The organism is Streptomyces sp. WMMB303, from assembly GCF_029351045.1.
In the GTDB taxonomy this organism is placed as follows: Bacteria; Actinomycetota; Actinomycetes; order Streptomycetales; family Streptomycetaceae; genus Streptomyces.
In genome coordinates, this window is the sequence record NZ_JARKIN010000001.1 from 2,958,702 (window position 1) to 2,971,347 (window position 12,646).

Genomic DNA, 12,646 nt, shown 5'->3' on the forward strand with positions numbered 1-12,646 from the left:
TGTGATCACGGTGACTGACGTGACCGGGGACGCACTCGGGATACCGCGTCGGTGCGCGTGGAGTGCCCGCTGCGCGGAGGGCGCGGCCAACGGTGATCAACTGGTCTCCGGAACATGTCCGACCAGGTGGCGTCGTCCCCGCCGCCGGTTGCGACAGCGGGGACGGCCGCGTCTGTCGCGGTAATGCTCAGTCCCGGTAGTACGGGGTGACTGAGACGGTGCCGTCCGAGTTGACCATGCAGGCGTAGCCCTCGATCCAGCCCGCGTTCTGCAGTTCGTCGCCGACCGCCTGGCAGTCCTGGATGCTGGTGCCGGGAACGACGATGTCCTCACCCTGGTGGACCGCCGGAGCAGCCTGGGCCGCGCCGACGGCGATGCCCGAGAAGGCCAGGAGACCGGCACCGACAACTGCTGCACGCTTGAACTTGCGCATGCTCTCCCTCTCTGCCTGCACGCCCGAATGAACGACGTGCAAATGATCATCTTGCAGGGAGTTCGATGCCGTCCCCCGCGAGAAAGTTCACGCGGCCTCGCGCTTCTTCGGGCCGCTACCTCGCCAACTGGGCGACGAAGGAGGCCCACTGGGTGGACGAGACGGAGAGGACAGGGCCGTGCCGGTCCTTGGAGTCACGGACGTGCACAGTGGCGGGGGCCTGCGCGACCTCGACACAGTTGCCAGTTGCCTCCCTCGGGGCCGCTGTAGCTGCTCTTGAACCACGACAGCTCCCGGAGACGGGCTGTCTGCTGCTGACTTCTCATCAACAGGGACCTCAACAATCCTCATCTCGCTGTTCGGGGGCACTTTCTACTTCGCTGATCACCTGCTGGACAGCTCACTTCGTGAAAGCGCGAGGCTCGTGCGCGGACTCGAGGGCGGGCTCGGGGTCGCGGTTGCGGCGCTGGGAGAACACGGCGACGGCCAGTGCGCCGGCGAGGAGGATGCCGAACGCCACCCACAGCGCCACCGTGTATCCGTGCACCGTTCCTGCGTTGACGGCTGCGCGGCCGGCCCCGTGCTCCTTGAGGTACTCACCGGTGACGCTGGTGGCGATCGAGTTGAGCAAGGCGGTACCGAACGCGGCGCCCACCTGCTGCACTGTGTTGTACGCCGCTGAGGCAACACCTGCGTCGGCGTGCCCCAGTTGCACCGTCGCCCTGTCGGTCGCCGTGGCCAGCAAGCAGCCGAGGCCGAGACCCGTGAGGATCATCGAGGGCGTCAGGTAGGCGGCGAAGACGTTGGAGCTGTCAGTCTCCAGTTACGTGAGGATCAGCATGCCGAGTCCGGCGGACAGCAGGCTGCCCGCGATCAGCACGTTCGCGGGGACACGTCCGTTCGGTTTCCCAGCGATCAGCATGGCGCCGATGGTGGTGCAGACCGCGTTCACCAGCAGGGTCATCCCTGCCTTGACAGGCGAGTAGCCCAGGATCGTCTGCGTGTAGTAACTGACGAACAGGTAGAAGCCGAACATCGCGATGAACATCACGCACACGGAGGCGAAGGCGATGCCCCGTGTCCGGTGCGTGAGGATGTGCAGCGGCAGCAGCGGATGCCCTGCCCGGGCCTCGACCAGGACGAACAGTCCCAGGAGCACAACTCCGCCGATCAGGAGGGCGAGCACCTTGGGGTCTCCCCAGCCGTGCGGTTCGGCCTGGGTGAAGCCGTAGACCAGGCAGACGAGACCCGTGACACTGAGCAGCACCCCGGGAAGGTCCAGACGGCGAAGGCTGCCGCTGGGGCGGTCCCGCTTGATGAGGGGCACGCCCAGCAGGGCAATCGCGGCCATCGGGATGTTGACGTAGAGACACCAGCGCCAGTCGGCGTATTCGGTGAGCAGACCGCCGGCCACCACGCCGAGCGCTGCCCCGCCAGCCCCCACACCGGCGAAGACACCGAAGGCTTTGCCGCGCTCACGTCCGTCGGTGAATGTCAGGATCAGCAGGGACAGAGCGGCCGGCGCCAGCAGAGCGGCGAAGACCCCCTGCCCCGCTCGGGCGGCGAACAGTACGCCTCCGGAGTTCGCTGCCCCGCCGATTCCGGAGGCCACCGCGAATCCGATCAGCCCGAGGGTGAAGGAGCGCCGGTGCCCCAGGGCTCCGCACACCCGGCCGCCGACGAGGAGCAGGCCGCCGAAGGCCAGCGCGTACGCGGTGATCACCCAGTGACGGTCGGCGTCCGTCATCCCCAGGTCCTGCTGGGCCGAAGGGAGGGCGATGTTCACGATGGTCGCGTCCAGCACGACCATCAGCTGAGCGAGGCTCACCACGGGGAGAACCCACCAGCGTTTCGCAGGCGGTGCGGCGGGAGCCGGGGCTTCTTGCTTGATGTCTGTCACGATCACTCGCACTATGGTCGAGTGGCTCGAACATTGGTCTAGTGGCTGTGACTGTACTACGACTCAGCGCAGTGGGGCATGACGGAACGTGGTCGCAAGCCCCCGGGGGAAGTGGCCCGCGCAACGTCAAAACCCCAGGTGAACGCTGGGTTGGGAGATTTTTCAGAAAGTGGGGGGACGTGTCGCGGCCAGGGAGCGACGACCACCTCGCACGCGCCGGTGGTGCGGGCATGCAAGACTCCGGTGCACCCTCGGTGCGGATTGCTGCGCCGCGGCCCGAGCCGCGTGATTTCGGAGGTGAACGTCATCGCAGACAAAGAGGGCACGAAGAGCCGGTCCGGCGGGAAGGTCGGCAATGTCTGGCTGCGCCCCTCGAGGGAGAACAATGGCGAGCCTCCGTTGACCCGGGCACGCATCGTCGAAGCGGCCGTCGCGCTGCTGGACGACGAGGGCATGGAACGGCTGACGATGCGACGGCTGGCCGAACGGCTCCAAGTGGGCGCGACGACGCTGTACTGGCACGTGGCGACCAAGGACGATGTCATCGACCTCGCGGTAGACGCCATCTTCGGTGAGACCCAGGTGCCGGGCCGGCACGCGGAGAGTGCGCGCGAGGACATCGCGACGCTCGTCCACAACTGGCGCAAGGCGATGCTCCGGCACCCCTGGGCAGCCACTGTGCCCGCACGTCAACGGCCGCTCATGGGACCGAACTTCCTCGCTTGGATGGAATTCCTCCAGACCGCCCTGGTGCGCGCGGGACTGACCGGGAAGCGGCTCAACGCGGCGACATGGGCGCTCTACAACCACGTGATGGGCGCTACCGCCACCCAGTCCAGCCTGCAACTCTCCGCCGAGGACACTCGGATGGGGCAGGAGTATCTGGAGAGCCGACGTGAGCAGTATCCGACAGTCGCGGCGAACAGCTACATCGCAGACGATGACTGGGACGCCAACTTTCGACTCGGCCTCGGATTCCTGCTCGACGGAATCGCGGCGGGAGCCCAACGCTGAGCGCAGCTCTACCGGCACTGCTGAACCAATGCCAGCGGCGGACGTGCTGCTTTGGCCAGCAGGCATCGTGCCCCGCGTCGTTGAGGGCGTCGCCGTCCACCATGCGAGGTTCGGGGCGAGAGGGACCAGGCCATCGCCGGCCTCTGTAATGAGCGGTATGCGGTGATGGCGCCCACGCCGAAGCCGGCGGCAAGCTGAGCGTACGCGTGACCGGAGCGCAGGTACGCGAGAACGGGCAGAGCCTGGCATCCGGCGCCCCGGCTGCCTCCATCGTGTTCCACTTTCCCGACGCAGCGCCTGCAGGCGCACCGACAGGAGACACGGGGTCGAGGCGGACACATCAAGACCGGGCGGGTGGACAAGCACCCAGAAGCTCCGGGTGGAGCCGAGCCGGTGGTCTTGGTCGTGCGTCCCCGCCCCCACTCAGTTGCGGTGGCGGGGACGTCGTGTGCTCAGTCCTGCGTCCCCCGCCGGGCGAAGGCGACGAAGGCCGCCCACTGGGTGGACGGGACGGAGAGGAGGGGGCCGCGCTGTTGCTTGGAGTCACGGACGTACACAGTGGCGGACCTGTGAGCAACCTCCAGGCAGTTGCCCCCACCCGAACCGCTGTAGCTGCTCTTGCGCCATGACAGCTCGTCGAGCCGGGCTGCCTCCTGCTCGTTCGTCATTGTTCTCCTGCCAACTGCTCGATGTAGACGGCTGACTCCTCGACGTTCAGCGCCTGGGATCGCAGCTTGCCATACCGCAAGGCGAATGTGCTGACCTGCTTCGGATCGCTGACGACATACCCGATGTCCTGCGCTTCAAAGTAGCCGTACTGCTGATGCCCCGAGGTTTCCACGAGGACGAATCCGCCGTTGAGACCGGTGTGGAAGCCACAGCCGATCGGCACAACCTGGATGGCCACGTTGCGCAGCGCCCCCAGGGCAAGCAGGTGCCGGTACTGCTCCCTCATCACCTCCGGACCACCTAGTTCCTGCCGCAGAGCCGCCTCTCCGATGACGAAAGAGAAGTCCACCATCGGCCGCTTGGTGAGAATCTTCTGCCTGCTCAGCCGGGCATCGATGCTGTCCTCGATCGCATCCTCGTCCAGCATGGGCACGTGCCCCTCGAACAGGGCACGCGCATACCCCTCGGTCTGCAACAGGCCCGGGATCAGCAGCGGGTCGTAGTCGAACCGGCTGACCGCCTCCATCTCCAACAGCACGAAGTCACGGAAGAAGGGCGGCAGTTTGGCGAAGTCAACATCCTCCTGGAGGGTCGAGAGGACGTCGCCCGCGTCCAGCACCCGCTCGGCCGCCAGGGTGAGCGGAGCCTTCGCGGGGCGGCGGCCCTGCTCGACGGAGGCGAGCTGTTCGGTCGAGTAGCCCAGGAGCGGGGCCAGGGCTTCTTGCGAGTACCCGGCGGCCAGCCGGAACTTGCGCAGCAGTTTGCCGTAGCCGACCCAGATGCCGGGGCGGTCGTCCTCGCGTTTGCGCTGCTGCGGGGTGGCGGCCGTGCGGGGTGCGGGGACGGCGCGGCCGTCCTTCTTCCGGTCCGGCTGCGGGGAGGGGGTGTGCTGGTTCGGGTCGGTCATCGCTCTCACGTCCTCGTGCGCCCTCTTACGGGTCTCCGCGTCAACGCCGTCATGCCGTGGGTCGGTCACGGCGGACGGCCCGTACATCCCCGCGCAAGAACGCGCGCGTGACCGTACCGGCGGCCGGCGGACGCGCTCCTGACATGGGCCACGCTAGCCGGGTGACGAGACCGTCACGCTATGAATCCGCGAACGCAGGAAATTCGCCAGTCCGGGCCACCCCAGGTGGGGGCCGGATCGGAGGTGCCGTCGGCCACGTTCTGCGTGCAGCTCAGCTCGACTCGGCGCGGAGCGCGGCTCGCGCGGCTGCTCGCGACGCAGTGGCTGGACGAGCGCGCGATCCCGTACCGCAGCACGGGCTCGCACCATGCGGCGCTGGTCGTGGCGGAGTTGGCGGCGAACGCCGTACGGCACTGCGGCAGCATCGGCCGGGACTTCCGGCTGCGTCTGACGTTGACCGGGACGGCGTCCGCCCGGCGGCGGCTGCGGGTGGAGGTCACCGACGCACGCGCGGACAAACCGCTCCCGCCCCGGGTATCGGAACCACCGTCCCCCGAGGAGGAGTCCGGGCGCGGGCTGCTGCTGGTGGACGCCCTGGCGGACCGCTGGGGCGACAGGACGGACGACCGGATCACCAAGACCCTCTGGGCGGAGTTGGCGCTGCCGGGTGAGCGGCCGAGTGCTCTTCCTGGTTCCGACAAGGCAGCTTCATGAGGTCTACGAGGCCGGGAGAGCTACTGGTTCACCGAGTGGTCGAATGCTCCAGTGTGGGCAAAGCTCCACCCGCGGTTCCGGCCACCCGCCGCGACTCGAGACGTCCTCCGCCCGAAGCGCTTCGGGCGGATCGGCGGCGCAGGCCCCGAATGCGCGGGAGGACCCAGGCGGCGAGCCGAGCCGGCAGACGGCGCCCCTGACCAGGACTGATGCCGTCACAGTCCGCGCGCCGGCGGCGGAACGCGACCTTGCGTCCGCACCACCCGAACTCACGCCGGCCGAACGGGAACAGCGCCGGGCGGAACAGAAACGGGAACTCGACCGCACGATGCGTCGCATGAGGGAGCACCATGAGCGGAACATGGCCAAAGTCCCCTACCCGCAGTGCACATGCTGCACGATGCCAGTGGGCAGTCGCTGGAGCTGCTCCCACAACCCGTCCAGTCAGTACCAGCCGTTCGACGGCCCTCTTCGGTGGTGAGCCATGACGTGGGATGAGGACGAATACCGCGACTGTCTGCGGTCGGAGCGGCGGGCGTATGCATGGGTGATGCAACACCATGGAGGGCTGACGCCGGTGGAGGCCGAGCAAGCCGCCCTGGAGCAGTACCCGTACGAGCCGCCTGACGCCTCGTTCCGGGGGCTCGTCTTCCATGACGAGGCATGGCACTGGGCGATGCTGGCGATCCACGGTGATCGCTACGTCGTGGAGCATCCCGAACTGGTCGGCCCGCCACATGAGTACCGGGCACTTCCGTAACCGCAGGGCGCCGGGCGGAGGCAGGTCGACTCAGGTCGACGTCCGGCTGGTGCGGACCGGGCGGCGGTCGCGGAGGCGTTGCAGTGCCGTGAAGTCGTCGAACCAGGCCGTGGTGTGTCCGGTTGCGCCGTCCTCGTGGGCGCGGACGGTGCGGGTGGCGTACACGCTGTTGAGGAGCCAGGGCTGCTTGTCGGGGCCGATGTCGCGGACCATGGCGTCGGCCTGGGCGACTCCGTAGGTGGCCACGGCGAGCTTTCCGGTGTCGCGGAACCGCTGGACCTGGTCCCGCAGGTAGTGCCGGTTCTTGTGGAACCAGGGGCTCGCGGACAGGAAGGCGTCCCATTTCTCCTGGGGGAAGGGGTTGTCCACCGCGGTCTTCAGGAGCTGCCAGACCCGGGTGTCCGGAGCGACGTCGTAGCGGCGGGCGAAGCGGGGCGGGATGCGGTCCCGCAGGTGGGTGCGCCAGTGGTGGACGAGGGAGAACTCGGTCGCGAGGAACTTCTGGTCGGAGCGCAGGTGCGGGACGACGTAGTCCAGGTACTGCTGGGCGGCGTCGAGGGAGGTCACGTGCGGGTGGATGTCGACGCCTTCGATCTCCGGAGCGCCGTGGACGAAGTCGAGCCAGCGGCGGGTGGCCGGTGTCCGCTCGGCGGGGTCGTCGAGGTGGTTGAGAGCGCCCATGTACAGGCGGGTGCGGCAGCCGTCCGGGAAGTGCTTCCTGCGGTACGCGATGACGTGCTCGGCCACGTGCTCGTAGAAGGTGTTGAGGGCGGTGCCGTCGCGGTCGGCGCGCCGACTCTCCAGGAACGGCTCGTTGCCGATCACCAGGATGTCGACCTTTCCCAGCACCGCGCGGGCCGCCTTCTCCACCCGCGCCAGTTCTGCCTCCATCGCCCGGCTCCCCGGAGCGGGGAGCGCCCGCTGCCGGTAGGGGAACTTCAGCGACAGCACGGTGCCGTAGTGCTGCTCGTGCGCGGACAGCAGGGCGGCCACCGCGCGCTGTTCGCGGACCGGTCCCCGGTCGGCCTGCGGCATCGGCAGGAAGCCCCGCAGCCAGCTCGCGGAGACGCCCCGCAGCCGGGCGAAGCTGACCTCGCCGGGGTCCTCGTTGAAGTTGGCGCCCAGGACACCGCTCGGCGCCGCTGCCGGGCGCTGCGCGGAGCCGCCGTCCTCGTGTCCGCCGTCCCCGCCCTCTCCGTCGCCTTCCGCGCTGCACCCGGCCGCCAGCAGCGCGGCGGCGGACGCGCCGAGCAGCAGGCGGCGGCGCGGGATTCCGGGGCTCCCCGGATTCGACGTACGCGGGTCCGGCGGCGGCAGGCGGTGCATCGGGGCCTCCTTCGCGGGCTGACGGGTTCTCCTGCCCGTCCACAACGCGAGGACACCGCGAGGCGTTCACCGCCGGCCCGTGCCGGCCCTTCCCGTCTTCCCCGGCTCAGTCCCGCAGGCTGTCCTCCAGCAGGCGGGCCCATTGGGCCACGACGCGCTCGCGGCGGGCGCTGTCGTCGGTGAGCAGGTTGGCGAGGCCGAGGCCGCGGGCCATGTCGAGGAGGCCCTGGACGGTCTCGCGGACGCCGGGGCGGCGCTCGTCCACGCCGAGCAGGTCGACCGCCATGCGGTGGGTCTCCCGTCCCATCCGGGCCTCCAGGTCCGCCACCCGGGGGCCGAGCTGGGGCTCGTTGGAGGCGGCGACCCACAGGTGCAGGGCCGCGCGGAACAGCGGCCCGGTGTAGAGGGCGACCAGCGCCTCGACGACGGCCCGCGCACCGGCCGGGGCCGGCAGCTCCCGCAGGGCGCGGGAGCGCTCCTCGGCGACGTATTCGACGGCGGCCGTGAAGAGGTCCTCGCGGGTGGGGAAGTGGTGCTGGGCCGCGCCGCGGGAGACGCCCGCGTGTTCGGCGACGACGCTGACCGTGCTGCCCGACCAACCGTGCTCGGCCAGGCAGGTCACGGCGGACTCCAGCAGGCGTTGCCGGGTGGCGCGGCTGCGGTCCTGCTTGGGCGCCGCGCCCCGGGCGGTACGGTCCTGCCGGGCCGGCGCCGCACCCCGGGTCCGGCCCTGCTCAGCTCCGGTCCGGCCCTGCTCAGCCGGCGCCGTGCTCCCGTCGGCGCCCGCGATCCCGGCGGCGCCGCGCGCGCCGCCCGCGCCGCCGGTCGTCGTCCGTTCGCGCCCGGCCCGTGTGTTCACCGCACGGGCGCCTGCCGCACTGCCCATTCGGGCTCCCGTCGTTCGAGAAAGGCCGTCATGCCCTCGCGGGCCTCGTCGGACGCGAACAGCCGCGCCGACAGTTCAGCGAGCGTACCGGTGTCCCGGTCGAAGGCGGCCAGCACCTCCCTGGTGACCAGCCGCTTCGACTCCGCGAGGCCCTGCGGGGAGCCCTGCCGCAGCCCGTCCAGGACGGGCGCCAGCGCCTCGTCCGGGTCGTCGGCGGCCAGCGTGATCAGGCCGATCCGGGCGGCCTCGGCCGGGCCGAACCGTTCGCCGGTGAGGTAGTAGCGGGACATCGCGCGCGGGTCGGTGCGCGGCAGCACCGGCAGGGAGATCACCGCCGGGGCCACCCCGATCCGGGCCTCCGTGAAGGCGAACGTCGCCCCCGGACCGGCGACAGAGATGTCGCAGGCCGCCAGCAGCCCGGTGCCGCCCGCGCGGACGTGGCCGCTGACCCGGGCGACGACGGGCTTGGGGAAGGCCACCACGGTGCGCAGCAGGCGGGCCAGCTCCAGCGGCGCGTCCGTCGGGCCCTCGTGTGCGCGCGCCTCGCTCAGGTCGGCACCGGCGCAGAAGGTGTTCCCGGTGTGGGTGAGCAGCACGGCGCCGACGCCGGGGTCGGCCTCAGCGCGTTCCAGTTCCGCGTACAGCTCGGCCACCAGGCGGGTGGAGAGCGCGTTGCGGTTGTGCGGGGAGTCGAGGATGAGGGTGCGGACGCCGCCGGCGGTGGCGGTCCCCAGCGTCCTCTCGGGCGCGGCCATCAGTACGACCTCGGCAGGCCGAGGGTCTGGTGGGAGACGTAGTTGAGGATCATCTCCCTGCTGACCGGGGCGATCCGCGTCACCCGGGACGCGGCGATCATCGCGGCGAGCCCGTACTCGCGGGTGAGCCCGTTGCCGCCGAGGGTGTGCACGGCTTGGTCCACGGCCCGCACACACGCTTCTCCGGCGGCGTATTTGGCCATGTTCGCCGCCTCGCCCGCGCCGGTGTCGTCGCCCGCGTCGTAGAGCCGGGCCGCCTTCTGCATCATCAGCCGTGCGCACTCCACCTCGATGTGCGCCTGGGCCAGCGGGTGGGCGATGGCCTGGTGGGCGCCGATCGGCTCCTTCCACACCTGGCGGGTGCGGGCGTACTCCAGTGCCCGCTCGATCGACCAGCGCGCCATGCCCAGCGCGAAGGCGGCCGTCATGATGCGTTCGGGGTTGAGACCGGCGAAGAGCTGGAGCAGCCCCGCGTCCTCGTCGCCGACCAGGGCGTCGGCCGGGAGGCGCACATCGTCCAGCACCAGCTCGAACTGCTTCTCCGGCGCGTCGACCGCCATGTCGATCATGTTGTAGGTGAAGCCGGGGGTGTCGCGGGGGACGACGAACAGGCAGGGCTTGAGCTTCCCCGTCCTGGCGTCCTCGGTGCGGCCGACGATCAGGGTGGCGTCGGCGATGTCGACGCCGGAGATGAAGACCTTCCGGCCGGTCAGCAGCCAGTCGCCGGTGGCCGGGTCGCGGCGGGCCGTGGTCGTGATGCGGTGCGAGTTGGAGCCGGCGTCAGGCTCGGTGATGCCGAAGGCCATCTTCCGGGTGCCGTCGGCCAGTCCGGGCAGCCAGGTGCGCTGCTGCTCCTGGGCGCCGAAGCGGGCTATCACCGTGCCGCAGATCGCCGGGGAGACGACCAGCATCAGCAGCGGGCAGCCCGCGGCGCCGAGTTCCTCCAGCACGATGGACAGCTCCTGGATGCCGCTGCCGCCGCCTCCGTACTCCTCGGGGAGGTTGACCCCCAGATAGCCGAGCTTCGCGGCTTCCGCCCACAGCTCGTCGGTGTGCTTGCCGTCCGCGACGACCTGCGCGAAGTAGTCGCGGCCGTAGCGCTTGCCGAGTGCGGCGACCGAGGCGCGCAGTGCGGTGTGCTCCTCGGTTTCGATCAGGCCGGTCATGTGCGACTCCCTGAGGTTGCTGGCACGGTTGCGGTTCCGCCCCGGCCGGCGCGCGGGCCGCGGGCCGGAGCCCTGTCATGAGGTGGCGGCGGCTCGTGGACTGAGGCTCATGGGGTGGTGGCCCGTGGAATGCCGACTCATGGGGTGGCCGCGGCTGGTGGGGTGACGACAGCGAGCACGGCGCCCACCTCGACCTGCCGGCCGACGGCGACCCGCAGTTCGGTGACCGTCCCGTCGGCGGGGGCCACCACGCGGTGCTCCATCTTCATCGCCTCCAGCCACAGCAGCGGCTGGCCGGCGGCGACCTCGGCGCCCTCGGCGATCCCCTCGGCCACCCGGACGACGGTGCCGGGCAGTTGGGCGAGCAGCGAGCCGGGTGCGGTGTCGGCGGCGGGCTCGGCGAGCCGCGGCCGGGCGGTGAAGGCGTGGCGTCCGGCGAAGACGCGGTCACCGTGCACCGCGACGTCGAACCCGCGCCGCACCCCGTCCGCCTCCAGGACGACGTGGTCGGCGCGGACGGAGACGGCCCGCACCCCGGGGTGGGCCGCGGGCTCCGGTGCGACGCCGCCGCGGCCCCACACGTACCGCACCTCGTGCTCGGTGCCGTCGCCGTCGAGGTAGCGGCGGCTCGCCGGGGCGGAGGGCAGGTTGCGCCAGCCGCCGACCCGGGCGGCGAGCCGCGGCCTGCCGGGCGCGTCCCGGACGGCCTCGGCCAGCGCGGCGGCCAGCACCGCGTGTCCGGCGCCGCCTGGCGTGTCCGCGAGTTCGGGCGCGGTGAGTCCGGCGAGGTGGCGGTCGTAGAAGCCGGTGTCGAGGCGGCCGGCGGCGGGGTCGGCGAAGTCGGGGTGGCGCAGCGACCGCACCAGCAGGTCCCGGTTGGTGACCGGGCCGTGCACGGTCGCCTGCTCCAGGGCGCGGGCGAGTTTCCGTACGGCGGCCTCGCGGGTCGGCGCCCAGGCGACGACCTTGGCGAGCATCGGGTCGTAGTGGACGCCGATCAGGCTACCGTCCTCGACGCCGGAGTCGACACGCAGCTGTCCGGCGCCGCTGCCCGGTATCGCCAGCCGCCACAGTCTGCCGGTCTGCGGCTGCCAGTCGCGGGCCGGGTCCTCCGCGTACAGCCGGGCCTCGACCGCGTGGCCGTGCGCGGCGGGCGGGCCCTCGGTGGGGAGGGCCGCGCCCTCGGCGATCCGGATCTGCTGGGCGACCAGATCGAGGCCGAAGACGGCCTCGGTCACCGGGTGCTCGACCTGGAGGCGGGTGTTCATCTCCAGGAAGGAGGGCTCGCCGCGGTCGGAGACGAGGAACTCGACGGTGCCCGCGCCCGTGTAGTCGACGGTGCGGGCGACGGCGACGGCCGCCTCCTCCAGGGTGGTGCGCAGCGCGTCGTCCAGTCCGGGCGCGGGCGCCTCCTCGACGACCTTCTGGTGGCGCCGCTGGAGCGAGCAGTCCCGGGTGCCCAGCGCCCAGACGGTGCCGTGGCCGTCGGCGAGGACCTGCACCTCGACGTGCCGGCCGCGCTCCAGGTAGGGCTCGACGAAGACGTCGCCGTCCCCGAACGCGGCGGCCGCCTCGGCGCGGGCGGCGGCGAGTTCGTCCTCCAGTGCGGCGCGGTCGCGCACCACGCGCATGCCGCGGCCGCCGCCGCCCGCCGCGGCCTTGACCAGCACCGGCAGGTCGGCCTCCCGCACCCGGTCCGGCTCCAGCGACGGCGGCAGCGGCACCCCGGTGCCGGCCAGCAGTTTCTTGGCGGCGGTCTTGGAGGCCATGGCCTCGATCGCGGCGGGCGGCGGCCCGATCCACACCAGTCCGGCGTCCTGGACGGCGCGGGCGAAGCCGGCGTTCTCGGAGAGGAAGCCGTAGCCGGGATGGACGGCGTCGGCGCCCGCGGCGAGGGCGGCCCGCACCACGAGGTCGCCGCGCAGATAGGTGTCGCCGGGGGCGCTGCCGGGCAGCGGCACGGCGGCGTCGGCCTCGCGGACGTGCGGGGCCTCGGCGTCCGCGTCGGAGTGCACGGCGACGGTGGCGATGCCCAGTTCGCGGCAGGTGCGGAAGACGCGCCGGGCGATCTCGCCGCGGTTGGCGACGAGGACGGACTGGATCATTCGCTGCTCCC

11 protein-coding genes and 3 pseudogenes are annotated in these 12,646 nt (G+C 71.3%); 3 read left to right on the plus strand and 11 right to left on the minus strand.

The features are described 5' to 3' along the window. Positions 1-187 precede the first annotated feature (187 nt). The 3 genes and pseudogenes from P2424_RS13155 to P2424_RS13165 all read right to left on the minus strand — a co-directional run bounded on the left by P2424_RS13155 (position 188) and on the right by P2424_RS13165 (position 2,345). Positions 188-433 (minus strand): hypothetical protein, encoded by a 246-nt coding sequence (locus P2424_RS13155; protein ID WP_276475941.1) that lies wholly within the window; start codon positions 431-433, stop codon positions 188-190. Between the two features lie 115 nt (positions 434-548). Beyond that, positions 549-759: pseudogene (locus tag P2424_RS13160) on the minus strand (DUF397 domain-containing protein). Positions 760-833: 74 nt separating this feature from the next. Continuing rightward, a pseudogene (locus P2424_RS13165) lies at positions 834-2,345 on the minus strand (MFS transporter). A gap of 285 nt (positions 2,346-2,630) precedes the next feature. Between P2424_RS13165 and P2424_RS13170 the strand changes: the two are divergent. Further along, positions 2,631-3,347 (plus strand): TetR/AcrR family transcriptional regulator C-terminal domain-containing protein, encoded by a 717-nt coding sequence (locus P2424_RS13170; RefSeq protein ID WP_346660082.1) that lies wholly within the window; start codon positions 2,631-2,633, stop codon positions 3,345-3,347. A 102-nt stretch (positions 3,348-3,449) separates the two neighbouring features. Here P2424_RS13170 and P2424_RS13175 read toward each other — a convergent pair. The 3 genes and pseudogenes from P2424_RS13175 to P2424_RS13185 all read right to left on the minus strand — a co-directional run. Then, a pseudogene (locus P2424_RS13175) lies at positions 3,450-3,713 on the minus strand (transposase family protein); the annotation flags it as partial. Positions 3,714-3,799: 86 nt separating this feature from the next. Continuing rightward, positions 3,800-4,015 (minus strand): DUF397 domain-containing protein, encoded by a 216-nt coding sequence (locus tag P2424_RS13180; protein WP_276475942.1) that lies wholly within the window; start codon positions 4,013-4,015, stop codon positions 3,800-3,802. After that, positions 4,012-4,923, minus strand: coding sequence for a Scr1 family TA system antitoxin-like transcriptional regulator (locus P2424_RS13185; protein ID WP_276475943.1), 912 nt, complete (start codon positions 4,921-4,923; stop codon positions 4,012-4,014). The genes P2424_RS13180 and P2424_RS13185 overlap by 4 nt, the downstream gene beginning before the upstream one ends. A gap of 180 nt (positions 4,924-5,103) precedes the next feature. Here P2424_RS13185 and P2424_RS13190 point away from each other — a divergent pair, with 180 nt between their 5' ends. Both P2424_RS13190 and P2424_RS13195 read left to right on the plus strand, forming a co-directional pair. Then, a complete protein-coding gene (locus P2424_RS13190) occupies positions 5,104-5,637 on the plus strand; it encodes an ATP-binding protein (RefSeq protein ID WP_276475944.1) in 534 nt (177 codons plus the stop codon). Positions 5,638-6,187: 550 nt separating this feature from the next. Then, positions 6,188-6,397 carry a hypothetical protein gene (locus P2424_RS13195; RefSeq protein ID WP_276475945.1) on the plus strand — a complete coding sequence of 70 codons (210 nt, stop codon included), beginning with the start codon at positions 6,188-6,190 and terminating at the stop codon, positions 6,395-6,397. A 30-nt stretch (positions 6,398-6,427) separates the two neighbouring features. Here P2424_RS13195 and P2424_RS13200 read toward each other — a convergent pair whose 3' ends face one another. The 5 genes from P2424_RS13200 to P2424_RS13220 all read right to left on the minus strand — a co-directional run bounded on the left by P2424_RS13200 (position 6,428) and on the right by P2424_RS13220 (position 12,635). After that, entirely contained in the window at positions 6,428-7,723 is a 1,296-nt protein-coding gene (locus P2424_RS13200; protein WP_276475946.1) for a hypothetical protein, read from the minus strand. A gap of 106 nt (positions 7,724-7,829) precedes the next feature. Next, positions 7,830-8,360 (minus strand): TetR/AcrR family transcriptional regulator, encoded by a 531-nt coding sequence (locus P2424_RS13205; protein WP_276478955.1) that lies wholly within the window; start codon positions 8,358-8,360, stop codon positions 7,830-7,832. Between the two features lie 218 nt (positions 8,361-8,578). After that, complete coding sequence (locus tag P2424_RS13210; RefSeq protein WP_276475947.1) at positions 8,579-9,364, minus strand: enoyl-CoA hydratase family protein; 786 nt, start codon at positions 9,362-9,364, stop codon at positions 8,579-8,581. Beyond that, positions 9,364-10,530: an acyl-CoA dehydrogenase family protein gene (locus tag P2424_RS13215; protein ID WP_276475948.1), complete on the minus strand. Its 1,167-nt coding sequence runs from the start codon at positions 10,528-10,530 to the stop codon at positions 9,364-9,366. Before P2424_RS13215 ends, P2424_RS13210 begins: the two co-directional genes overlap by 1 nt. A 137-nt stretch (positions 10,531-10,667) precedes the next feature. Beyond that, on the minus strand, positions 10,668-12,635 hold the full coding sequence (locus P2424_RS13220; RefSeq protein WP_276475949.1) for a biotin carboxylase N-terminal domain-containing protein: 1,968 nt from the start codon (positions 12,633-12,635) through the stop codon (positions 10,668-10,670). Between the last annotated feature and the right edge of the window lie 11 nt (positions 12,636-12,646).